This is a genomic window from Lutibacter sp., assembly GCF_033723435.1.
Taxonomy (GTDB): Bacteria; Bacteroidota; Bacteroidia; order Flavobacteriales; family Flavobacteriaceae; genus Lutibacter.
Genome location: NZ_JAWVXC010000010.1, coordinates 1 through 23,576 on the forward strand (window position 1 = coordinate 1; position 23,576 = coordinate 23,576).

Annotated in this window: 19 protein-coding genes; 6 read left to right on the plus strand and 13 right to left on the minus strand. The window is 29.5% G+C overall.

All coding sequences use genetic code 11. The features are described from left to right. On the plus strand, positions 1-490 hold a 490-nt coding region (locus R3342_RS12335; protein ID WP_318940651.1), incomplete at its 5' end, for a T9SS type A sorting domain-containing protein. Between the two features lie 66 nt (positions 491-556). Here the strand turns inward: R3342_RS12335 and R3342_RS12340 are convergent. The 3 genes from R3342_RS12340 to R3342_RS12350 all read right to left on the minus strand — a co-directional run bounded on the left by R3342_RS12340 (position 557) and on the right by R3342_RS12350 (position 5,816). Further along, a complete protein-coding gene (locus tag R3342_RS12340; protein ID WP_318940652.1) occupies positions 557-2,206 on the minus strand; it encodes a dipeptidyl-peptidase 3 family protein in 1,650 nt (549 codons plus the stop codon). A 6-nt stretch (positions 2,207-2,212) separates the two neighbouring features. After that, positions 2,213-3,808, minus strand: coding sequence for a mechanosensitive ion channel family protein (locus tag R3342_RS12345; RefSeq protein ID WP_318940654.1), 1,596 nt, complete (start codon positions 3,806-3,808; stop codon positions 2,213-2,215). A gap of 70 nt (positions 3,809-3,878) precedes the next feature. Then, positions 3,879-5,816: a YgiQ family radical SAM protein gene (locus R3342_RS12350; protein ID WP_318940656.1), complete on the minus strand. Its 1,938-nt coding sequence runs from the start codon at positions 5,814-5,816 to the stop codon at positions 3,879-3,881. Positions 5,817-5,965: 149 nt separating this feature from the next. Between R3342_RS12350 and R3342_RS12355 the strand changes: the two genes are divergently transcribed. Beyond that, positions 5,966-6,451 (plus strand): hypothetical protein, encoded by a 486-nt coding sequence (locus tag R3342_RS12355; protein ID WP_318940658.1) that lies wholly within the window; start codon positions 5,966-5,968, stop codon positions 6,449-6,451. A gap of 81 nt (positions 6,452-6,532) precedes the next feature. On the opposite strand, the gene R3342_RS12360 is transcribed toward R3342_RS12355, so the two are convergent. Genes R3342_RS12360 through R3342_RS12370 form a run of 3 tightly spaced genes read right to left on the minus strand, consistent with a single transcriptional unit; the run spans position 6,533 to position 10,191 of the window. Further along, positions 6,533-7,324, minus strand: coding sequence for a glucosaminidase domain-containing protein (locus tag R3342_RS12360; RefSeq protein ID WP_318940660.1), 792 nt, complete (start codon positions 7,322-7,324; stop codon positions 6,533-6,535). 1 nt (position 7,325) lies between these two features. Next, positions 7,326-8,261, minus strand: coding sequence for a 1-aminocyclopropane-1-carboxylate deaminase/D-cysteine desulfhydrase (locus R3342_RS12365; protein WP_413468716.1), 936 nt, complete (start codon positions 8,259-8,261; stop codon positions 7,326-7,328). A gap of 13 nt (positions 8,262-8,274) precedes the next feature. Next, complete coding sequence (locus tag R3342_RS12370; protein WP_318940662.1) at positions 8,275-10,191, minus strand: ABC-F family ATP-binding cassette domain-containing protein; 1,917 nt, start codon at positions 10,189-10,191, stop codon at positions 8,275-8,277. A 114-nt stretch (positions 10,192-10,305) separates the two neighbouring features. Between R3342_RS12370 and R3342_RS12375 the strand changes: the two genes are divergently transcribed. Continuing rightward, the gene (locus R3342_RS12375; protein ID WP_318940664.1) at positions 10,306-10,707 is read left to right on the plus strand and encodes a DUF983 domain-containing protein; all 402 of its coding nucleotides are present in this window, start codon (positions 10,306-10,308) and stop codon (positions 10,705-10,707) included. Here the strand turns inward: R3342_RS12375 and R3342_RS12380 are convergent. The 7 genes from R3342_RS12380 to topA form a co-directional block, all read right to left on the minus strand. Continuing rightward, complete coding sequence (locus tag R3342_RS12380) at positions 10,670-11,734, minus strand: NAD(P)/FAD-dependent oxidoreductase (protein ID WP_318940665.1); 1,065 nt, start codon at positions 11,732-11,734, stop codon at positions 10,670-10,672. The genes R3342_RS12375 and R3342_RS12380 overlap by 38 nt on opposite strands. Positions 11,735-11,796: 62 nt before the next feature. Beyond that, positions 11,797-12,696 (minus strand): gliding motility protein GldN, encoded by a 900-nt coding sequence (gene gldN / locus R3342_RS12385; RefSeq protein WP_318940666.1) that lies wholly within the window; start codon positions 12,694-12,696, stop codon positions 11,797-11,799. Between the two features lie 15 nt (positions 12,697-12,711). Then, positions 12,712-14,241: a gliding motility protein GldM gene (gene gldM / locus R3342_RS12390; RefSeq protein ID WP_318940669.1), complete on the minus strand. Its 1,530-nt coding sequence runs from the start codon at positions 14,239-14,241 to the stop codon at positions 12,712-12,714. Positions 14,242-14,289: 48 nt separating this feature from the next. Beyond that, complete coding sequence (gldL, locus tag R3342_RS12395; RefSeq protein ID WP_318940671.1) at positions 14,290-14,925, minus strand: gliding motility protein GldL; 636 nt, start codon at positions 14,923-14,925, stop codon at positions 14,290-14,292. Positions 14,926-14,965: 40 nt separating this feature from the next. Further along, positions 14,966-16,324 (minus strand): gliding motility lipoprotein GldK, encoded by a 1,359-nt coding sequence (gene gldK, locus R3342_RS12400; RefSeq protein WP_318940673.1) that lies wholly within the window; start codon positions 16,322-16,324, stop codon positions 14,966-14,968. 113 nt (positions 16,325-16,437) lie between these two features. Next, positions 16,438-17,598: a formimidoylglutamase gene (locus tag R3342_RS12405; protein ID WP_318940674.1), complete on the minus strand. Its 1,161-nt coding sequence runs from the start codon at positions 17,596-17,598 to the stop codon at positions 16,438-16,440. A 51-nt stretch (positions 17,599-17,649) separates the two neighbouring features. After that, positions 17,650-20,133, minus strand: a complete 2,484-nt coding sequence (gene topA / locus R3342_RS12410; protein ID WP_318940676.1) for a type I DNA topoisomerase — start codon at positions 20,131-20,133, stop codon at positions 17,650-17,652. A gap of 205 nt (positions 20,134-20,338) precedes the next feature. On the opposite strand from topA, the gene miaB reads away from it, so the two are divergent. Genes miaB through R3342_RS12425 form a run of 3 tightly spaced genes read left to right on the plus strand, consistent with a single transcriptional unit; the run spans position 20,339 to position 23,570 of the window. Next, positions 20,339-21,772, plus strand: coding sequence for a tRNA (N6-isopentenyl adenosine(37)-C2)-methylthiotransferase MiaB (gene miaB, locus R3342_RS12415; protein ID WP_318940677.1), 1,434 nt, complete (start codon positions 20,339-20,341; stop codon positions 21,770-21,772). Between the two features lie 3 nt (positions 21,773-21,775). Then, positions 21,776-23,011 (plus strand): sigma-54 dependent transcriptional regulator, encoded by a 1,236-nt coding sequence (locus R3342_RS12420; RefSeq protein ID WP_318940679.1) that lies wholly within the window; start codon positions 21,776-21,778, stop codon positions 23,009-23,011. 52 nt (positions 23,012-23,063) lie between these two features. Further along, on the plus strand, positions 23,064-23,570 hold the full coding sequence (locus R3342_RS12425; RefSeq protein WP_318940680.1) for an LptE family protein: 507 nt from the start codon (positions 23,064-23,066) through the stop codon (positions 23,568-23,570). Positions 23,571-23,576: the final 6 nt, after the last annotated feature.

Genomic DNA, 23,576 nt, shown 5'->3' on the forward strand with positions numbered 1-23,576 from the left:
CCGTAATTTTGATAAAAATCAAAACTTACCATTAGGTTTAAAAACAGCTCAAGACGGTTTAATCAATATTAAAATAGATTCTTTAGCAAATATTGATAATAACCTAAAATTATATGTTAAGGACAGTTTAACAGGAGAAACCTATAGTTTAAAAGATAACCCTTTTGAGATGAATTTAGCTGCTGGAGATTATAATAACCGATTTTCAATAGTATTTCAACCGAGATTAAAAACTCCTGATGAAATAACATTAAAAGAAGGTTTTAATGTTGCATCAAGCACTAGTAATCAAATTGTACTTAATAAAACGATCGACACTCAAATTCTAGGTATTTATGTTTATAATACTTTAGGACAAGTAATATTAGTACAAACTAATAATTTAGAAGATAGAACTATAACTATCCCTATAAATGCAACTACTGGTGTTTATATTTTAAGAATAAACACAACAAATGGTTTAGTTTCTAAGAAAATTTTTATTGAATAAAAATTAGATACAGAAAGGGCTCAAAATATTGAGCCCTTTCTGTATACATTATGTCAATGTGTTTGTTTACAATCCTAAAGTTTTTACTCCTTGTTCAAAAATTACGTCAACAGGTATATTAGCATTACTTAATTTATCCAAATCTTTTTGTAAATCTGCCGAAATTTTACCTTTTTCTTCAACCAATTTTGTTACTCCTTCATAATCTCCATTTCCTTGTAAGGTTAATATTAGATTAGATAAATCTTTCATTGCTCCTTCCATTTTTTCATAATTCACTTTATAAGTGCCATCTTCATTTTTGGTAAAAGCTCCTTTTTCTTTAAAAAAGTTGAAACGTATCATATTAGCAACTCCGTGCGCACTAGATGCTCCAAATCGAACTGATCTAAAAATACTTGCCATAAAAGTGGTCATATAATCTTTCATATCTCCTTTAATTTCGCCCTTTTTATGTAGCTGCTGAACCATATACAGTCCTAAAATATCCGCTTTTCCTTCTTCTAAAGCTGAAGCTTTTTCTTTTAAAGCATTTCTAACTGTTCCTTTGTTATTAATGGTGTTTTTTATTCCTAAACCATGAGCAACTTCATGAAACATAGTGTTTGCGAAAAAAGCATCAAACTTTATATATTTTCGTTGATTTTTATCTATTAATTCATTTGCAATTGGCACTAAAATTTTATCAAATTTGGCTTGCATTGCATTTTTTAATTGAAGTCTTCGAGTTCCTTTTTTAAGTTGTACTTGCTCGTCATTTGGCAAATTAATAGCTATAGTTTTACTTCCTGCATTACAATCTCCAGCATAATAAACCACATCATAAGCATTTAAATCAGAATCTGTTCCTGGAGTTTCTTGCTTGTAAGCATCATCAACTGGTAACCCTTTTTGTAATTCTGGTAAAAAATTAATAAAATGTGCTAATTTTTTACCCCACTCTTGATCTTTTATAAGAACATAAGCTTCATGAGATGCTTTATAACCAAACAACTGATCTTCATAAGTTTCAATAGGCCCAATTACAATATCTAAAGTGTTATTTTTCATATCCATCCAAGCAAAATCACTTGGTTGGTAATTATCCGTTAAAAAGGCTTCGGCTCTTAAGTTTAAATATTTTTTTAAACCTGCATCATCTGCTAAATTAGCAGCTTCCTTTAATAATTGAGCTACTTCTTTTACTTGAGATTCAAATTGAATATGATACGGAATTGATGTTAATTTTCCTTCTTCATTTCTTCTGATAAAAGTATATAAACTGGTTTTATTTTTATCCGTACTTTTTTCAAATTCATCTTTAGTTATATCCGCTGGATAATAATTAGCGCCTTTTGGTTTTTCACCAATTCCTTCAACAAAAGATTTGTTGCCATTTAGTCTATCCCAAGGCCCATAATTTATTTCTGCAAACTTCTTAGTGTTTTCATCTTTAATTTTTGAAAATAATTCTGATTTATTTCCATAAGCTTCATACCAAAACAATTCGTTCATTTTGTCTGCTGCTTTTATTAAAATCGGCAACATCTTACGCTGATTATCTGTTAATTTACTCAAATCTGAAGTTAATTTAAAAGAAACGTATTTATTCAAATTTTTATCCATAGATGATGTTGTTTGTTCAACTGTAACTTGTTTTTTTGGAGCTCTTGCTTCCTTATTATTTTCACAAGAAATTATGGCAATTAAAACCAATAGCGCTATTATTTTTTTCATTTTAAATTAGTTATTTATATTATCAATAATTTGTTTAATTCTATTTTTATCCACATCATATTTTAAACCTTTAGATTGTTTTTCAGGGAAATCTTCAATTAAAACGGTTGTGGATGGGAATGCAAATTCAACACCTAAGTCTTTTGCTAAATTTAAAATTTTTAAATGCAAATTATGTTTAGAAGCTTGTTCTTTATTCCAATCTAAAGCAGTAAAATAAACGTTAACCAATATTAACAAAGATGAATCTCCAAAACCAGAAAACTCCACGTTAAAAGCATCATCTCGTGTATCTGGATGAATCTTAATAATTTTTCTAACCCCATTTACAAAAGCATCAATTAATTCTGGAGGTGTATCATAACGCAATCCTAAATTAGTTGAATAACGACGATATGCTCTTAAACCTTTGTTATTTACCACCATTTCAGATAAAGTACTATTAGGAATTTGATATATTGATGTATCGGCAGCTCTAACGGTTGTTGAACGAAAACCAACGGTTTCCACAGTTCCAACTACCTGACCAGCTTCTATCCAATCCCCAATATGAAACGGTTTATCTACAAAAATCATTACAGTTCCAATAAGGTTTTTTACTGTATCCTGTGACGCTAACGCCACAGCTATACCTCCAATAGAAGCACCTGCTATAACAGTTACTGGCTCAATGCCAAATAAAGTGAGTAGTTTTAAAACTCCTAAAAACAGCACAACTCCTGTTAAAAAATTTTGAAGAATTGGTACTAATTGATCGTCTAATTTATTATGAGTTGATTCAGCAAAATCTGCATAAATACTCATTACAACCTTTACTAATTTTAGAAAAACATAAATCCAAAAAACCGTAATCATAATGTTTATCATTAAAAACAAAATGTTATTGACATCTAAATTTAATTGAAGTGAAGGTAAAATGGTTTTAATGAACCCGCTTAAAATTAATAATACAATTGGTCGTGTTAATTTTTTTAATGCTGATTTAATATTCTCATTAGATTTATGAATAATCCAAAACTGGATTTTCTGCAAAATATAAAATACTATCTTACGAAGCACATAAAATAGAAATACATTAATCAAAATTAAAATTAGCAATCCTAAATATTGCCATAATTCAATTTTAAAAAATTTATAATGTCCAAATACTGGGATAATATGTTGTAGTTTTTCAGTATGCCATGGGTAAACATCATTATAAAGCTCATTAACTTTACTTATTGTTTCTGATGAATAATACCAATTATCTCCTGTTTTTTCTACATATATATCAGGCATTCGATAAGGAAACAATACATATTTATGTCCTATTTTATATCCTAAAGTATCAGAATAATTTTTATTAGTTGGGACTTTAGTAAAATCGACTTTTAATCCTTTACCATCTAATATTTTTTTTATTTTAATAGCTATATCTACTGCTTCTTTACCTTGATAACCATAAATAGTTGCTGCTGCTTTTTCAGGTTCATATGAATCTGGTTGCAAAAAATAAAGATGCGTATAAATGGCTGAATTTGGGCTACTTAAATCAACTTTTACATTATTTTGAGCCATTAATGTAGAAGAAATCATTAAAAAAAACAGTACTATTCTTTTCATAATAATATATAGTTTTAAACTAAAATCAAATTTAACATTTTAATTGTTTGTCTTAATTGAAGTTTATTAATTATTTTTTTGGTTTCTTTTTATTAAACCTTTTTTTCTTTCTTGAAGTATAAACGACTGTATCGTTAAATGTATCTTTTACTTTTGTTTTGGTATTTTTTTGCCAATTATTAGAACCTAATAATTTTTTAATTAAATCTGTTTTACCAACTTTGGTAAGCGTATCTTTAATCCACTTTTTATTTTCATTTTTATACCAAAAGAAAAATCGATGTTGTTCTTCTTTTTCAGCTTTTGTTTTTGGAGTTTTCATCGGTTTTAAAGTATAAGGATGATATCCACTATAATAAATAACCGTTGCAACTGTCATTGGAGTAGGTGTAAATCCTTGAACTTGTTCTAATTGAAACCCCATATCTTTTGTTTCGGCAGCTAAATTTGCCATATCCTCTAACTCACAAGCAGGATGACTTGAAATAAAATAAGGAATTAATTGTAAGTTTAATTTCTTCTTAAAATTAATTTTATCAAAACGCTCTTTAAATTTATGAAAATAAGTAAATGATGGTTTTCGCATTAATTTTAAAACATTATCTGAAGTATGTTCTGGCGCAACTTTTAATCTTCCCGAAACATGATTGGTAATTACTTCTTCTGTATAAGCATCTAATTCTTTTGGGTCTGCTTTTTTATTAAATTCAGGAACTAACATATCGTAACGAATTCCACTTCCAATAAACGATTTTTTAACTTTTGGATGTTTATCAACCGCTTGATAAATTTCCGTTAGCGGTTTATGTGAAGTATCTAAATTATGACAAATTACAGGAGATATACATGAAGGAGAAACGCATTTATCACAAATCTCCTGCACTTTCCCTTTCATTTTGTACATATTTGCGGATGGTCCTCCAATATCGGACAAATAGCCTTTAAAATCAGGCATATTAGCAACTTTATCTACTTCTTTTAAAATAGATTCTTTACTTCTACTTGCAATAAATTTTCCTTGATGTGCAGAAATAGTGCAAAAACTACAACCTCCAAAACAACCACGATGAATATTAATAGAAAATTTAATCATTTCGAAAGCAGGAATTGGACCTCGCTTATTATATTTTGGATGTGGTAATCGTGTAAAAGGCAAATCAAACGAAGCGTCAATTTCGGCTTCTGTCATTGTTGGAAATGGTGGATTAATAACTAAAGTAGTATTTCCAACTTCTTGAAGAATTCTATTTGCGTATAATTTATTAGATTCTTGCTCAATGATCTTAAAATTAGATGCAAATGTTTTTTTATCATTTAAACAAGCTTCATGTGAATTTATAGTAACATCGCTCCAATTTTTATTTTTAGGTATTTTTTCAAATTCCTGAATCAAAAAAGCAGTTTGTTTTATAGTTTTTAAACTTGAAAACGGAACTCCTTTTTGTAATAAATAAACTATTTCTCGTAATGGTTGCTCTCCCATTCCATATACCAACATATCTGCTTTTGAATCGGTTAAAATAGTTGGTTTTAAAGTATCACTCCAATAATCATAATGAGTAACTCTTCTAAGCGAAGCTTCAATTCCCCCAATTAAAACTGGCACATCTGGAAACTTATCTTTTAAAATATTGCTATAAATGGTAGTTGCATAATCTGGTCTAAAACCTTTATCGCCATTTGGTGTATATGCATCTTTATCTCGTCTTTTTTTACTTGCTGTGTAATTACTAACCATTGGATCCATACATCCGCCGGTTACAGCAAAAAACAAGTTAGGCTTTCCTAATTTTTCAAAATCCTGCAAATTATCATGAACACTTGGTTGTGGAACAATAGCAACTTTTAAACCGTAACTTTCTAAAATCCTACCAATAACTGCCGGACCAAAAGCTGGATGATCTACATAGGCATCTCCACTAAAAAGAATAACATCTAAATTATCCCATCCTCTTAGTTTTACTTCTTTGTTTGTTGTTGGTAGCCAATCTGAAAGTTTGTTCATCATATTCTGCAAAAATACAGTAAATAAATCAATTTAAATTTAGCTAAAATATTAGTCGTTGTGTTAATGAATGTTAATAATTGTTAACGCTTTAAACCTTATCTATTTTAAAATGTCATAGTATTATAAAAATAATTAAAACAAAATATATCATGAAAAAATTAGTAGGATTATTAGTAATTATGTTTGTAATAACTAGTTCAATAAACGCACAAGGAGGAGGAATGAGAGGTAACCAAATGAAAGGAAACCAATCTAATTATACTCCAGATCAAATAGCTACTTTACAAGTTAAAAGAATGAACTTGCAGTTAGATTTAAATAAATCGCAACAAGATGCTATTTATAAACTACAAAAAAATCAAGCTTTAACTAGACAAGCAATGCAAAAAAGTATGCAAGAACGAAGATTAAATGGAAAAGCTTTAACAACCGATGAAAGATTTCAATTAAAAAGTGCTCGTTTGGATAGAATGCAACAACACAAATTAGCTATGCAAAAAATTCTTACTCCAAGTCAATTTTCTAAATGGGAAACCATGAATAAATCAAAACTTAATCGTGGAAATGCAAATGGATGTATAAACAAACAAGGATTTAAAGGAAATAAACAAGGTAGACAACGTTTAAATAATTAATATATGTAAGTTAAATTTGAATTAATGGCAAAACGCTTCCAATATTGGAAGCGTTTTGTTTTTTATTTTTAAAGAGAATAATTAATCTTTCAAACTTAAAATTTGACCAATACTAATTTCATTTGTTTCTAAATTATTTAACTCCTTTAGTTTTTCAACGGTTAAACCAAATCTTTTAGATATAGAATATAAAGTATCTCCTTTTACAACCTCATAATTTTCTACTTTATCATTTTTTGAGATTTTTCTTTTTTTACCCAAAACTATTTCATCGTATTTATGTAGGTTATATTTTTCAATTAAAGCAATTAATTTAGCTGGATATCTTCTATCCGTTGCGTAACCAGCTTCGCTTAATCCTTTTGCCCATTTTACATAATCGCCTTTTTTAAGTTTAAACAATTTATGATACCTACTTCTGCTAACTAAAAATTTAGAATGGTCTTTAAACGAGTTGTCCGGATTTTTATACACTCTAAAACATTCGTCATTTTTATCATCATCATGAAACACTTTTGCTCCATTCCATCCTTTATGACATTTGATTCCGAAATGATTATTAGATTTTTGTGTAAGCTCACTATTGCCACTTCTCGATTCTAAAATACCTTGTGCTAAAGTAATGCTCGCTGGAATTTTATACGTTCGCATTTCTTCCATTGCAATATCTTTATATTTCTTAATATACGCTTCTGTTGAATATTTAAAAGAAGTTTTTGTTTTAGGTTTTGTAGTTACACTTTCACTTTTTTTAGTAACAATTACAACTTTGTTATTTTTTTTAGTAGAAGAATCCGCTATTTTTTTCTTCGATTTACAACCGATTAGCAAACCAACACTCAACAATCCAATAATTATATAATTATACTTCATTTTAATATTTTATTAGTGGTAACTTTTTCTTTTTAAGAACTAAATTCATTCCATCAATTCCTTGCAAACCACCAGTATGAATAGCTAAAATTTTAGTTCCTTTCTCAAAATAACCTTTTTTAATTAAAGTAACCAATCCAAAAATCATTTTTCCAGTATAAACTGGATCTAATGGTATTTTTGTTTCCTGTTTAAATTTATTGATAAAAGTAATTAATTCTTCAGAAACTTTTGCATAACCTCCAAAATGATAGTTAGTATTTAAACTCCAATTTTTGTTTTTTGTTACCCATTTTTTGATTTCATTTTGAAGAAAATCTCCTTTTAAAGCTGGAAAACCAATTACTTTTTGATGTTTTTTAGTAGCATTTATTATTCCAGAAATAGTTCCTCCTGTTCCAACGGAAGAACAAATAACATGGTATTGATCATCTGCTTCTGTCAAAATTTCTTCACAGCCTTGAATAGCAAATTTATTAGTTCCTCCTTCAGGAACTAAATAAAAATCTCCAAATTTTTCTTTTAAATCCGCTATAAATTCTGGTGTAGTTTTATTTCTGTAAGCCTTTCTGGAAACAAAATGAAACTGCATATTATGCTCCGATGCAAACTTTAACGTCGGATTTTTATTAAGTATAAAATCTAAGTTAGTAGCTAATTCATCTCCTCTAATAACTCCAATGGTTTTAAAATTATGTTCAAAACCAGCTGCTGCTGTTGCTGCAATATGATTAGAATACGCTCCTCCAAAAGTAAGCAAAGTTCCTTTTTTTAATCGTACGGCTTCCTCTAAATTATATTTTAATTTTCGATATTTATTCCCCGAAATAAAAGGATGCAATTCATCTTCTCTTTTTATAAATACAGAAACTTGAGTATTTTCAATTTCTGAGAAATTAACTTTTTGAATTCTGCTATTTTTAGTTTCTAAAAACAAATTTTATAAAAATTTAGTTAGCTTCTAACTTCTCTTCAAGCAAAGTCCATTCTTCCATCAATTTTTCTATAGTGCTTTTTTTAGTTTTATAGTTTTCAAAAAAGTTAGGTTTTGCAGAAGTAATTTCATAATCTTCCGCTAATTCTGCATCCATTTCTGAAATTTCATTTTCTAACTCATCAATTTGAGTTTCAATTTTTGCTAATTTATTTTTTAATTTTTTAAGTTCTTTATCTCCAATTTTTGCAGATTGGACAACTTCTTTTTTTACATTTTCCTTCTTTTTTACAACAACTGTTCTTTTTTCTGCTTCTCTTAAATTTTCAATCTGATGTTGTTCTAAGAAATAATCTATATCTCCTAAATATTCTTTAATCTCTTTGTCTTTAAATCCGTAAACTGTAGTAGCTAAACCTTGTAAAAATTCACGATCATGCGATACTAAAATTAAAGTTCCTTTAAATTTTTTTAGAGCGCTTTTAAGTACATTTTTAGATGCAATATCTAAATGATTTGTTGGCTCATCCATTATTAACACATTAAAAGGAGATAATAATAACTTACATAAAGCCAATCTGTTTCTTTCACCTCCTGATAACATTTTAGCCTTTTTATCCACAGCTTCACCACTAAACAAAAAAGCTCCTAGCATATCTCTTACTTTAACTCGGTTTGCATCTGTAGATGCATCTTCCATAATTTGTAAAACCGTTTTTTCAGGTTCAAGATACTCCGATTGATTTTGAGCAAAATATCCAATCTCTACATTATGTCCTAATTTAAAATGACCTCCATGAGCTATTTCGCCAACAATAATTTTTGCTAAAGTAGATTTTCCTTGTCCATTTTGCCCAACAAAAGCAATTTTACTATTTCTTTCTATTAATAAATTTACATTTTCTAATACATGTTTTTCTCCATAACTTTTAGATAAATTTTCTGCTTCAATAACAATTTTTCCTGGATCTTTGGAAACTTGAAATTGAACATTCATTACCGCATTATCATCTGTATCTACTTCTATACGTTCCACTTTATCTAATTTTTTTATTAAGGATTGCGCCATAGAAGCTTTATTAGCTTTAGCCCTAAATTTATCAATTAATAATTGTGTGGCTTTAATTTCTTTTTCTTGATTTTTTTGTGCTTGTAATTGTTTTTCTTTTATTTCTCCACGCAACAATAAAAATTGAGAATATGGTTTTTTGTAATCGTAAATTTTACCCAACGAAATTTCAATTGTTCTGTTGGTAATATTATCTAAAAACATTTTATCATGAGAAACCAACATAATTGCTCCTGGGTAATTTTTCAAGAAATTTTCTAACCAAATTATAGATTCAATATCTAAATGGTTTGTTGGCTCATCTAACAATAAAATATCATTATTTTGCAATAATAATTTCGCTAATTCAATACGCATTCTCCATCCTCCTGAAAAAGTATTGGTGAGCTTATCAAAATCTTCTCGTTGAAAACCTAATCCAGTTAATATTTTTTCTGTATTTCCTTTATAATTATAACCACCCAATAATTCATATCGGTGAGTTACTTCATTTAAATCTACCATTAAATCATGATAATACTCGCTATCATAATCAGTTCTTTCTACAAGCTCTTGGTTAATTTTATCTAATTTAGCTTCTAGCCTTTTAATTTCTTCAAAAGCCTGATAAGCTTCTTCTAAAATAGTTCTGCCTTCCACAAAATCAATATCCTGACGTAAAAATCCAATTCGTACATCTTTATCAAAAGCCATTGTTCCGCTTGTACTTTCTATATCTTTTGCAATAACTTTTAGTAGTGTTGATTTTCCTGCTCCATTTTTTCCTATTAATCCTATTCTGTCCCCTTTATTTAATTTAAATGTAATCCCTGAAAATAAATCGGAACCGGCAAAAGACACTGTTAAATTATGTACGTTAAGCATTGTAATTTTATAATTAAATGTAAATTTGTTTTTTTATAAAAGTATGCAAACTTACTATAAAAAAATTTGGAGCTCAATTTATTTTAATTAAATACTTATTAAGATTTATCAAAAATGTTAAAAAAAGGATCAAAGCTTTATAGCATTATATTTAACAAATGCCCTCGATGTCACGAAGGAGATTTTTTAGAAGAAAAAAATATACTAAAAATTAATAGAGCATTCAAAGTAAAAGAACATTGTTCTAACTGCGGATTAAAATACATGAGAGAACCTTCTTTTTATTATGGAGCAATGTATGTTAGTTACGGTTTAAGTGTTGGAGTTGCCGTTATTGCATTTATTATCAGTTATTTAGGCTTTAATTTAACTTTAAAACAATCTTTTCTTCCTATTATAGTTGCAATTATTGTAAGTGCTCCTTTTTCAGCAAGATGGTCTAGAATTATTTGGGCAAATATCTTTTTTCATTACGATGCTAATCTGAAAATAAATTCTGATAGCGAGCAATCGTAATTTCTTTATCTAATTCTTTTTCTTGTTCTAAGTGATAAAATAATTGATTTGCTGCCCAAGGAGCAATCATAACTCCACGTGTACCTAACCCGTTTAATATTGCTAAGTTTTTATACTTAGGATGCTTCCCTACTAAAGGTCTTCTATCTTTTACCGTTGGCCTAATTCCTGCACTTTGTTCCACAATTTTATATGGCACATTTATAACTTTAGATAGTTTATTTATCAATTCCTGTTTTCCTTCTTTAGTTGGATTTAGTGTTTTATCTTTCCAATTAAAAGTTGCTCCAACTTTATAAAAATCATTTTTTAAAGGAAGAACAAAAATTGCTGCTTTTATTAAAAAATCTACTTTTAGATTTGGAGCATAAATGGTTAGTAATTCTCCTTTTGCCTCTTGCATTGGCAAGTAATTGAAAAATGGATTTTTAAGCAATCCAAACCCTTCACAAAAAATAATTTTACTGGCTTTTATATTCTTGTATTCAACATTTTTTTCGCGGATTTTTAATAATGAGTGTTCAAAATTTTCATTTTGAATACTATTTTTCTTTTTTAAATTAGACTTATAATCCTCTAAAAGTAATTTTGTGTCAATTCTACCAGTATTTATCAATTTCCCAAAACCAAAATCAGATAAAATTCCTTCATGTTTTTTATTAATTATCTGAGGAATCATGTAATTGGAAAGTAATAATTTATCACTAGCAATTGCCCAATTATTTTGTTCTTCAATCGATTTAAAAACCCTGTAAATATCTACAACATAATGGTACTTATTTTGCAATACCTTTTCTAAATCTTTATAAAAAGGAATAGCTTCTTCCAATTGTTTTTTTGCTTTCCAAACTGGTGTAAATCTTTTTAAAACAACAGGATTATACATGCCGCTAGCAACTAATGAAGCATTTTGAGAATTATCTTCAAAAATTTTAAAGGTTTTATTTTGGTTTTCAAGAATTCTTGAAAATGCCAATCCTGCCAAACCTAAACCAACAATAATATAATCTACTTCCTTTTTATTCATATTTATAAAAAACAAAAACTCCTGCAAATTGCAAGAGTTTTATACTAGTTTTTATACAAGAATTAATAATTCCACATATCTGATTCTTTAGCTCGAATTTCATCTTTTATTTTATTCGATTCTAAAACTTGAAATAAAGCATTACCTTTTACATAGTCTGCCACATCTCTATCTCCGTATATATTTTCTTCTCTATAAATGATTGAATTAAACCTTCTAGCATTTAACAAATGATCGTAAGTAATAGGATAAGCAGAATTTTTTTGATTAAACACTTTCATGTGATGTAAAACTTTACGAGCATCTGGAAACCAAACCCAAAATAATGGTAATTGTTCTGAAACATCCACATCCTCTCTTCCCATAGTTTGCACATCTGGCGCAACTGGTGCTAAAGCTAGCAACCTATACTTAAGTTCTCCTTGTCGTTTATCGAAATACCAAAGACCTTTAATTTTAAAACCTTCAATATCCTGAGATGTTAAATTGACTTTATCAATATATTCATTAATATTGGTGTTTCCTGCATTCAGCTCATCAAAACCAGCATCAGTTGTATCAATTCTATACAATTTACTGGTAATTTCAGCTTTACTCATTTTAGCTGTAAAATAGGAGTCGTCATAAACTTCTGTAATTTTACCACTTTTAATACCTCTTAGCAAGGTGTCAAATAATGATCTTCTATCCGTAGAAACACTTGTTGTATCTACTGGATAATAGTATGGTAAATTTATACGTTCATTTAAATCGATATATTCCCAAACTACTTTAGACCATAGTACATCTCTATCATCAATATAACCATATTCTAATGGTTTATCATTATCAACAGCTAATTGTTCTGCAGTTTTTTTACCAATATCAGAAGGCTTTTTAGCATTTAACAAATTAGATTGTGCAAAGGTTATTTGACCCCATACAAATGCTAAAATAAAAATTCCAATATTTCTTTTTTTCATCACTTAATTATTTATTTATTGAATTTCAACACTTACTGCTGAAGCATTTTTAATTTTATAGGTTGAGTTACCTACTAACGAAGATTTAATATCAAATATTGTAACAACATCTCCTCTTTTTGCTTTTGCAATTGCTTTTTTAGCTTGAGCATCCATTTTATTTCCTCTAACTACAACAGCAGATTGCCCTGGTACTTTTATAGTAAAAGCAGTTGTTCTTAAAGTTAAATCAAAATCAAAATCTAATAAAGCAGCTCCTACTGTTGATTTTGTCAAACTAGTTTTTGGCATTTTTACATAACCATCTTGTTTTCTAATAGTTCCAACTGGAGAAGGAATTCCTTTAATTCTAAAATTTTGAGAGGTACTAACTGTTTGTCCGTTTGGTAATTTACCTGAAACACTAATCTTAACTTCTTTACCTGTTCCTGGTGTCATAATGTATTTACCAATACCTGTTGTACGTTTTAATCCAACACCTGTTGCGGTAACTAAGTTATCTGGAATACCAGGAATAGAAATTGTCATAGGATTAGGCACTCCCCTATATACAACATTCATTTTATCTGCTGATATTACTGCACTATTTGGTTTTGGAATAACTGCATAAGATCCATTAATTGGGATTTCAACAGGTTTCCCATTTTCCATAAAAACAAATTTCCCTTTTACTTCACGTTCTCCAACATTACCAGCTGGAAAATCTAAAACTGCTCCACCACCTTCTATTTTAGTCACTTTTTTACCATTAACAATTACCTCTTCTGGTTTTAAAGAGGAATCATATCTTCCTAACACAATTTTACCTTTGAAGTTTTCTCCTTGAAAAAATGCAGATTTTTCAGGAATTAAAATTGTTTGATAATTTGACATAGACACATCACTTTCTAATTGTCCCCCTAAAAGGTTTCCATAAATTTCAGATTGTGTAGTTTTAATGTCTGATTGTAAAGCAGTAAAATTGGTAACATAAGATATTAAAGGAAAACCTTCGTATCTATTCATTAACCAAGGTTGCATACCGTCTTCTGTTTTTTGTGGAGAAGTATCAAATCGTTTTTTAATATTTGAAGCAAGCGGATTATTTTCACCTATTAATTTAATAATTTCATTTTTATAATTGTTAATATGATCTAAAAATCCTTGTCCTTCTTTAGTAAGCCCATCTCCTTTAAAAAAGTATTCTGTTCCAATATTTGCATTATCCATAGCTTCATAATCTTTTGGATCATCTACTTGGGTTAAAAAATATTCTTTTTTAGTTTCTAAATAATCGTTAAAGCTTTTAGACAATTCATCCACTTTTTTAGCGGTTTCATATAAAGAAGCATATTTTTCTGGTTGTTCTTGTGCTTTAGTAGCTAAATTTTCTAATGTAGCAGTGTTTTTTACGGATGTGGTAACATTATTATCCGTTAGTTTTTCATTCATATAACCAAATGCAGAAAGAACCTCTTTGGACATATTCATTGCCAACATTGCAATAAATATTAAGTACATAAGGTTAATCATTTTCTGCCTTGGTGAAAGTTTACCTGAAGCCATTCTAACTAGTTTTTTGGTTAATAATTTATTTTAATTTTAACTAACTAATTAGCTTTTATTGGTCATTGCAGATAACATTCCTCCATAAACACCATTTAAAGAAGATAAATTGGAAGCCATAGATTCCATTTGTTCTTTTAATTTTTCAGCGTTCTCAACAACTTGTTGATTAATTTCAGCTTGTCTGCCAGTGCTATCTAATTGTACTTTATATAAATTATTTAAAGATTCCATTTGAGCTGCAGCTAAGGATAATTGTTCGCTATATTTATTTGTTGCAGCAATAGAATCAATAGCTGGAGCAATATTTTCAGCTGCCCCTTTAAAGTTCTGAATACTTTGTCCTAAACTTTGCATTAAAGTGGCATCTAGTTTAGCATCTTTAAGCATTTCATCTAACTTTTGAGATAGTAAGCTTTGAGATTCTCTAGCATCTTTTCTATCTTTATCTCTACTTTTTCCCGCGGTTAATTCAGGATATACTAAAGACCAATCTAAATCTTCTTCTACAGAATCAAAAGCCGAGATAAAAAACACGGCTGCTTCCACTCCCATACCAATTGTTAACATAAAGCCTCCACCAGACCAGTGTTGAATTTTGAATAATGCTCCTACAATAACTATAGCTGCACCTATACCGTATGCATAGTTAAATAACTTTTTTGTATTTCTAGTTTGTGCCATAATGTTGATTTTTTGTGTTTATTTAGGGTTGTTAATTTTTTTATTCTTTGTCATTATTTGCTCCTAAGTAGTCTTGGACTGTCCTAAAACCAATATAACTTCTTGCTGAATCTGCATACTCATAATCACGTGTACTTACCTCTAAAAAGTATGCAACATCTTTCCATGAACCTCCTCTAATAACTTTTCTACGATTTTTAGGGTTTTCTACATTTGGATTCATTGTAGAACCTATGTAGTATGAATCATCGTTATAAGCTGTATTAGTCCATTCAGATACATTCCCTGCCATATTATACAATCCGTAACCATTTGGATTGTATGATTTTGCTTCCATCGTATATAAAGCTCCATCTACCGCGTAATCTCCTCTAGCTGGTTTAAAATTTGCTAAAAAGCATCCTCTATCACTAGTAGTATATGGACCTCCCCAAGGATATGTTGAAAATTCAAGGCCTCCACGCGCTGCATATTCCCATTCTGCTTCTGTAGGTAATCTAAAAGCTGGAACAATACTAGGGTGTTTTTTTGAACGTAAAAAATCATTTTTCTTTTTGGTTCTCCAGCTACAAAATGCTTTTGCTTGGCTCCAAGTAATACCTACTACAGGGTAATCATTATATGCTTCATGATAAAAATAATCTTGGTGCATAGGGTCATTATATGAATAGTTAAAGTCTTTAACCCAAACTGTTGTATCAGGATATACATTTACAACTTCTTGTTTTATAAAGTCTTTTCGATCACCTTTATTTTTAGCAGCTGCATCCCTGTCTAACCAAGCATATTTATATTTTAATTTTTTAGTATCTAACATTCTTCTTCCGTCAAAACTATCCTCAATTGGCACGTACATGGAGTCCATAACCTCTGCATAATATTCATCAGGAAATTCACTAGTTTTCCAAATTAAATCGGTATCCCAATTTAAAGCTCTACCTTGTAATGGTGAATTAACATCTCCTAAACTACCATAATTATTCATCATATACTTTTGATAAGGAGTCATATCAGCAGTATCAATATTTTTAAATTGATAATCTTCTAATACTTTATTGTTTTCATCAGACATTAACTCTGATAGTAAAGCAAGTTTTGTTCGAACAATAGAATCTCTAACCCAAAATACAAACTCTTTATACTCAGCATTTGTAATTTCTGTTTCATCCATATAAAAAGGACGGACGGTTACTGTTCTTGTTGGTGAGTTTAATGCCCCTGCAACATCTTCATCTTGTTTACCCATTGTAAATGATCCTCCAGGAATATAAGCCATTCCAACAGGTTTTTTAGAATGCCATTTACTTTTAGAGTGTACGCCTATTAATTCACCTTGGTCATTAGAACCGCAGCTATTTATGATTAATGCTAATAAAATATACAAGGATATTTTCTTCATAATAATTTTCTTATTCCTTTTTGACAAACCTATTACTAATTAATTAAAAAAACAATACTTTATTTATTCTGATACTTTAAAAAAATGTCAAATCTTTAACTATTTAATTTTATTTACACAATTTTTTTCAATGTTTTGAGCCATCTATCAGGTATTTCCTGTTGTGTAGCACTAATATAGTCTTGATATGTACAAGGTATTAACGCATGTCTTTTAAATTTATTATTTTTTGTGATATTAATTTCCATCCACCATCTTCCACTCTTATTACTTTTATAAAAATTAAGCAATTGATCTTCTATTGGTACTATAAATTTTTGATAGTTGTCCATTAGCCCAAAAGGGTAGTCATTTGCTCTATAATTAACGCCTTCAATAAAATACCAAATCATTTGTGAAACTAATTTCGCAGTAATATTTTTAATATCATATTTGGCATTGTATTCATAAATTCCAAAAGAAGAAACTTTATCACTTATACCTGCATATCTTGCTATTGCACAAATCTCAGCTCCTGAAAACCCATTAGGTTCGGCGTTTTGATTTGCAGGTGCATCAGCATTTTTAACTGCTGATAAGTCAATACTAACTACATCTGCATCTCTTAAAATTGGTTCAACAATTTGAATATCATTAGCTACTTCACCTAACCTATACGCTTCAAAATATAAGCTATCTATTAAATCTATTTCATTTTGAGCATTAAAATAAGTTTGATATCCAATATTTGCGTAGTTAAACAAATTATTGGGCTCGGTCATAACTATTTTACTTAAATAAGATTGTGATGTTAATTCATCTTCAATATGACCAAAATCAAATTTGTTATCTACTGCTACCAAATTAACTGTTTGCTCTAAAGCATCATAAGCACGATAATTTGCGTAAGTTATATCTTGACTTCCTCCAATAATTATAGGAATTATATTTTTTTTAATTAAAGCAGTTAACACTTGTCCTAAAGCAAAATAAGTATCATTTATAGAATTCCCTTTAATTATATTGCCTAAATCTACAACTTGTAGTGGCCAATTACCTGGATATAATTTATATAGTTCTCTTCGAATTTCGTCTAAATTTGATCCTGTACCATAATTACTTATAGATGCTCTATCTTCTTCAACACCTATAATGGCAATTTTCTTATTTGATAAATCAGGAAAATTATTTTGTTGCGTATAAACAGCTATGCTTTGCCCAAAAGTTTGGTTTGTTTGCAATTTGGCATGCGCCAATAAAGCTTCGTCAACAGGTTTAAGATATTCGAAATTCATTGCTAGGGGTTAGAATTGTCTTTTTACAAGGGGCAATATACTTAAAAAAAATTATTTTTTGGTGGTTTTTTTCTTTGCTGTCTTCTTTTTCTTAGTGTTTTTTTCTATGATATCTTTAACTTCAGATAAAGTAAGTTTAGTTGCATCTACTGTTTTTGGCAATTCAATTTTAACTTTACCTTTTATAATGTTATATCTTCCCCATCGCGCTTTTTCGACTCTAATACCTTCTTCTTCCCAGTTATGAAGAATTTTTTCAATATCTTTTTGCTTTTTGGTTTCTATTAATTCAACTATATTATCATAGGTTAAATTATCAAAATCGTATTTTTTATTTACATTAATAAATGTACTATTCCACTTTATAAAAGGACCAAATCTACCAACTCCTTTTTGAACAGGTAAATCTTCATATGTTGCAATTGGAGCATCTGCTTTTTGTTTTTCTTTTATTAATTCAATAGCTCTATTAATATCTACATCCATAGGGTTTTCATCTCTTGGTATAGACACAAACATACTGTCAAATTTAATATATGGACCAAACCTACCATTAGCAACTATTACTTCATTTCCTTCAAAGTCGCCAATAGTTTTAGGGAGTTTAAACAAATCCATTGCTTCTTCATAGGTTATATTTTGTAATGTTTGTCCATTTTGCAGACTTGCAAATCTAGGTTTTTCATCATCTGTAGCTTCACCTATTTGAACCATAGCTCCAAATCTACCTAACCTTGCATAAACATTTTTACCACTTGCCTTATCTACTCCTAATAAACGCTCCCCTTTAGCTCTTTCTGCATTTTCAATTACATCTTCAACCATTGGGTGAAATGCTTTGTAAAAATCCTTAATCATTTTACTCCAATCCTCTTTTCCTTCTGCAATATCATCAAATTCAGATTCTACTTTTGCAGTAAACCCATAATTAAGTATATCTGAAAAATTTTCTACTAAAAAGTCGTTTACAATATTTCCTATATCTGTAGGAATTAATTTTCCTTTATCTGAACCAACTTTTTCAGTTAAATTTTTGATTTTAATTACATCATCTTTTAAAACAATTTGAGTATAATTTCTATCCGTTCCTTCAATCATTCCTTTAACAATATAATCTCTTCTTTGAATAGTTGAAATAGTTGGAGCGTAAGTTGATGGTCGACCTATTCCTAATTCTTCTAAGCGTTTTACTAATGCAGCTTCTGAATATCTATAAGGTGCTTTTGTATATCTTTCTGTAGCCGTTATATAATTATTATTTACCGAATCGTTAACAGTTAATTTTGGCAATAATCCATCTTGTTCATCATCTTCTAAATCAGTTCCTTCTAAATATACTTTTAAAAATCCCTCAAATTTTATCATTTCGCCGTTTGCAACAAATAATTTTGAGTTATTTGAATTAGATATTTTTGCAATAGTTCGCTCTAATTTAGCCTCAGCCATTTGTGATGCAATAGTTCTTTTCCAAATAAGTTCGTACAATCTGTTTTGATCAAAATCAACCGAAACAGTATGTTGGCTCATATTTGTTGGTCTAATTGCCTCATGCGCTTCTTGAGCTCCTTTAGATTTATTTTTGAAATTTCTAGGTTTACTGTAAGCTTCTCCATACGATGTGATAATTTCTTCTCTAGCTGCATTTTTAGCGTCATCCGATAAATTTACGCTATCCGTTCTCATATAAGTAATTAAACCTGCTTCATATAATCGCTGTGCTATTAGCATTGTTTTAGCTACTGGAAAATATAATTTCCTAGAAGCTTCCTGTTGCAAAGTCGATGTTGTAAATGGTGCTGCCGGTGATTTTTTAGCTGGTTTTTTTTGTAAATCTTCAACTTTAAAATAAGCGCCTGCACAGGATTCTAAAAACTGTGTAGCATCTTCTTTTGATTCAAAGTTTTTTGGAAGGGTTGCTTTAAATTTTTTATTTTTAGATGTAGAAAACTCAGCAACTACTTTATAAGATGCAGTTGGTCTAAAATTTTGGATTTCGCGTTCTCTTTCTACAATTAAACGAACTGCAACAGATTGAACTCTACCTGCAGATAATCCTCCTTTAATTTTACGCCATAAAACTGGAGATAATTCGTAACCAACCAAACGATCTAAAACTCTACGAGCTTGTTGTGCATTTACCAAGTTATAATCTATTTCTCGTGGATTTTCAACAGCTTTTAATATGGCATTTTTAGTAATTTCATGAAAAACTATACGCTTTGTAGTATCGTTTTTTAATTTTAATTGCTCAAATAAATGCCAGGCAATAGCTTCTCCTTCTCTATCCTCATCCGAAGCTAACCAAACAGTATCTGCTTTTTTTGCTAAATCTTTTAATTTTTTTACTACTGCTTTTTTATCAGATGATACTGAATATTTTGGTTTAAAATCACCTTCCACATCAATACCTATTTCTTTAGAAGGTAAATCTGCAATATGCCCAAAGCTAGATTCTACTTGAAAATCTTTACCTAAAAATTTTTCAATTGTTTTTGCCTTTGCAGGTGACTCTACTATTACTAAATTTTTTGCCATAATTTTATTTTTCAACTCATTTCTGTACAATCCTAAGCTTAATCTTTCTGAGTTTTTGGAATGCAAAAGTATATAGATTTTTTTTAATAGTACAATTTCAGATCAAAATCCATTAAAAATAGACATTTAAAATCTTTGTTAAAATTCTGCCAATATGTCATATTTTTGATTTTTTGGTTATATCTTTGCACACAAATAAAAATATATGGGTAGCGAAAAAGTAATAGACGAGAAAAAACAAGGACAAGCCCTTTTAACTGTGGATAAACCCGAAAATAATAAAAAATTATTTATAGAAAGTTATGGCTGTCAAATGAATTTGAATGATAGCGAAATTGTAGCTTCTATTCTTTCAAAACAAGGATACAACACCACACATTTATTAGAAGAAGCTGATTTAGTATTGGTAAATACGTGCTCTATTCGTGAAAAAGCAGAACAAACCGTTCGTAAACGATTAGAAAAATATAATGCTGTAAAAAAAATAAATCCAGCTATGAAAGTTGGCGTTCTTGGATGTATGGCCGAACGTTTAAAAGCTAAGTTTTTAGAAGAAGAAAAAATTGTAGATTTAGTAGTTGGACCTGATGCATACAGAGATTTACCTAATTTATTACAAGAAGTTAATGAAGGTCGCGATGCGGTAAACGTAATATTATCAAAAGAAGAAACTTATGGAGATGTTTCTCCTGTTCGTTTAAATTCTAATGGAGTTTCTGCATTTGTTTCTATTACTCGTGGTTGTGATAATATGTGTACGTTTTGCGTAGTTCCATTTACACGAGGAAGAGAACGTAGCCGTGATCCAAAAAGTATTTTAGATGAAATTCAACAATTAGTAGATACAAATTATAAAGAAGTTACTTTATTGGGTCAAAATGTTGACAGCTATTTATGGTATGGTGGTGGCTTAAAAAAAGATTTCAAAAATGCATCTGAAATTGCTAAAGCAACTGCAATAAATTTTGCTCAATTATTAGATTTAGCTGCTACAAAATTTCCAAAAACTCGTTTTCGTTTCTCTACATCAAATCCGCAGGATATGAGTTTAGATGTAATTCATATTATGGCAAAACACGATAATATTTGTAAATATATTCATCTTCCTGTACAATCTGGTAGCACAAGTGTTTTAGAAAGAATGAATAGAAAACACACTAGAGAAGAATACATAACCTTAATTAAAAACATAAGAAATATAATACCAGATTGTGCTATTTCGCAAGATATGATTACTGGTTTTTGTGGTGAAACAGAAGAAGAACACCAAGAAACTCTTAGCTTAATGGAATTTGTTAAATATGATTTTGGGTTTATGTTTGCTTATTCCGAACGTCCAGGAACTCCAGCAGGCAAAAATATGGAAGACGATGTCCCAAATGAAGTTAAAAAAAGAAGACTAAATGACATCATTCAATTACAACAAAAACACAGTTTATATAGAACAAAACAGTTTGTTGGAAAAACCGTGGAAGTGTTAATTGAAGGAACTTCTAAAAAATCAGATTCTCATTGGAAAGGAAGAAATTCACAAAATGTAGTGGTAGTTTTTCCAAAAGGGAATGAAAAAGTTGGAGATTTTGTCAATATATATGTTGAAGATTGTACTTCAGCAACGTTAATTGGTAAAAAAATATAAACTATGGAAAACTTACAAAATATTAAACAACGCTTTGAGATTATCGGAAACGATATGCACTTAAATAGAGCCTTAGAAAAAGCGATTAGAGTTGCTCCTACAGATATTTCTGTATTAGTTACTGGAGAAAGTGGCGTTGGTAAAGAAAGTATTCCTAAAATTATTCATCATTTATCTCATAGAAAACATGCAAAATATATTGCAGTAAACTGTGGCGCTATACCTGAAGGAACTATTGATAGTGAACTTTTTGGACATGAAAAAGGTGCTTTTACAGGCGCAACTACAACCCGTAAAGGTTATTTTGAAGTTGCGGATGGCGGAACTATTTTTTTAGATGAAGTTGGAGAATTACCATTAACCACACAAGTTAGATTATTACGCGTTTTAGAAAATGGCGAATTCATAAAGGTTGGTTCATCGAACGTTCAAAAAACTAACGTTCGTATGGTAGCTGCAACAAATATAAACTTACATGAAGCTATTTCTAAAGGAAAATTTAGAGAAGATTTATACTATCGCTTAAGTACAATTGAAATTCATTTACCTCCTTTACGAGAACGAATTGGGGACATTCATTTATTATTTAGAAAATTCGCTTCCGATTTTGCTCAGAAATATAAAATGCCTACCATCAGATTATCGGATGACGCCATAAAAACACTTGAAAATTATGGCTTTCCAGGCAATATCCGTCAATTAAAAAACATAGCGGAACAAGTCTCTATTGTTGAAGAAAATAGAGTTGTAAATTCCGAAAGATTAGCTCAATATTTACCAAGTAAAGGAACTAATTTACCTTCTGTAATTTCTCATGAAAAAAGTTCTAGCGATTTTGCTAGCGAACGAGAAATTATGTATAAAGTTTTGTTTGATATGCGAAACGATATTAACGATTTAAAAAAGTTAACATTAGAGTTAATGCAATCAAATGACACTTCAAAAGTAAAAGAAGAAAACAAACATCTAATTCAAAAAATATATAGCAGAGATTCTAAAAAACATGAGGAAGAAAACAAAGTTGAAGTAGTAAGAATATCGGACAATGATGAAGATTCTCACAATTTTGAATACGCAGAAACTATTGACGAAGATGAAAGCTTATTATTAGAAGATAAAGAAATTGAGTTGATAAAAAAATCGTTAGAACGTAATAACGGAAAACGAAAGTTAGCCGCCAAAGAATTAGGTATTTCTGAAAGAACTTTGTATCGAAAAATAAAACAATATAATTTATAGTTAATTTAATACCTTTGAATTTAATTAATTTGTGTCTGCACAAATCCATTACATGAAAAAATATACTATTTTCTTTATTATTTTAAGCGCATTTACTACACAAAGTTGTGGCATATATTCATTTACAGGAACTAATATTAATCCGGATGTTAAAACGGTACAAATTGACTATTTCCCAAACAATGCAGTTCTTGTTGAACCAAGTTTAAGTCAAGAATTTACAACAAGATTACAAGATTTATTTTTACAACAAACCAATTTAGACTTAGTTAAATCTGGCGGAGATTTACAATTTGAAGGTGAAATTACGGGGTATAAAATAAATCCGATGACAGCTACCGCACAACAAACAGCTGCTCAAAATAGATTAACCATTACTGTAAATGTTCGCTTCTTTAACAATAAAAATGAAGAAGATAATTTTGAACGAACTTTTTCTCATTATTACGATTACCCAGCTGATGCCCAATTAACTGGCGGAGTTTTAGACGATGCTTTTAACGAAATTTTAGAGCGAATTACACAAGATATTTTTAACGCTTCGGTTGCTAAATGGTAATTTAAA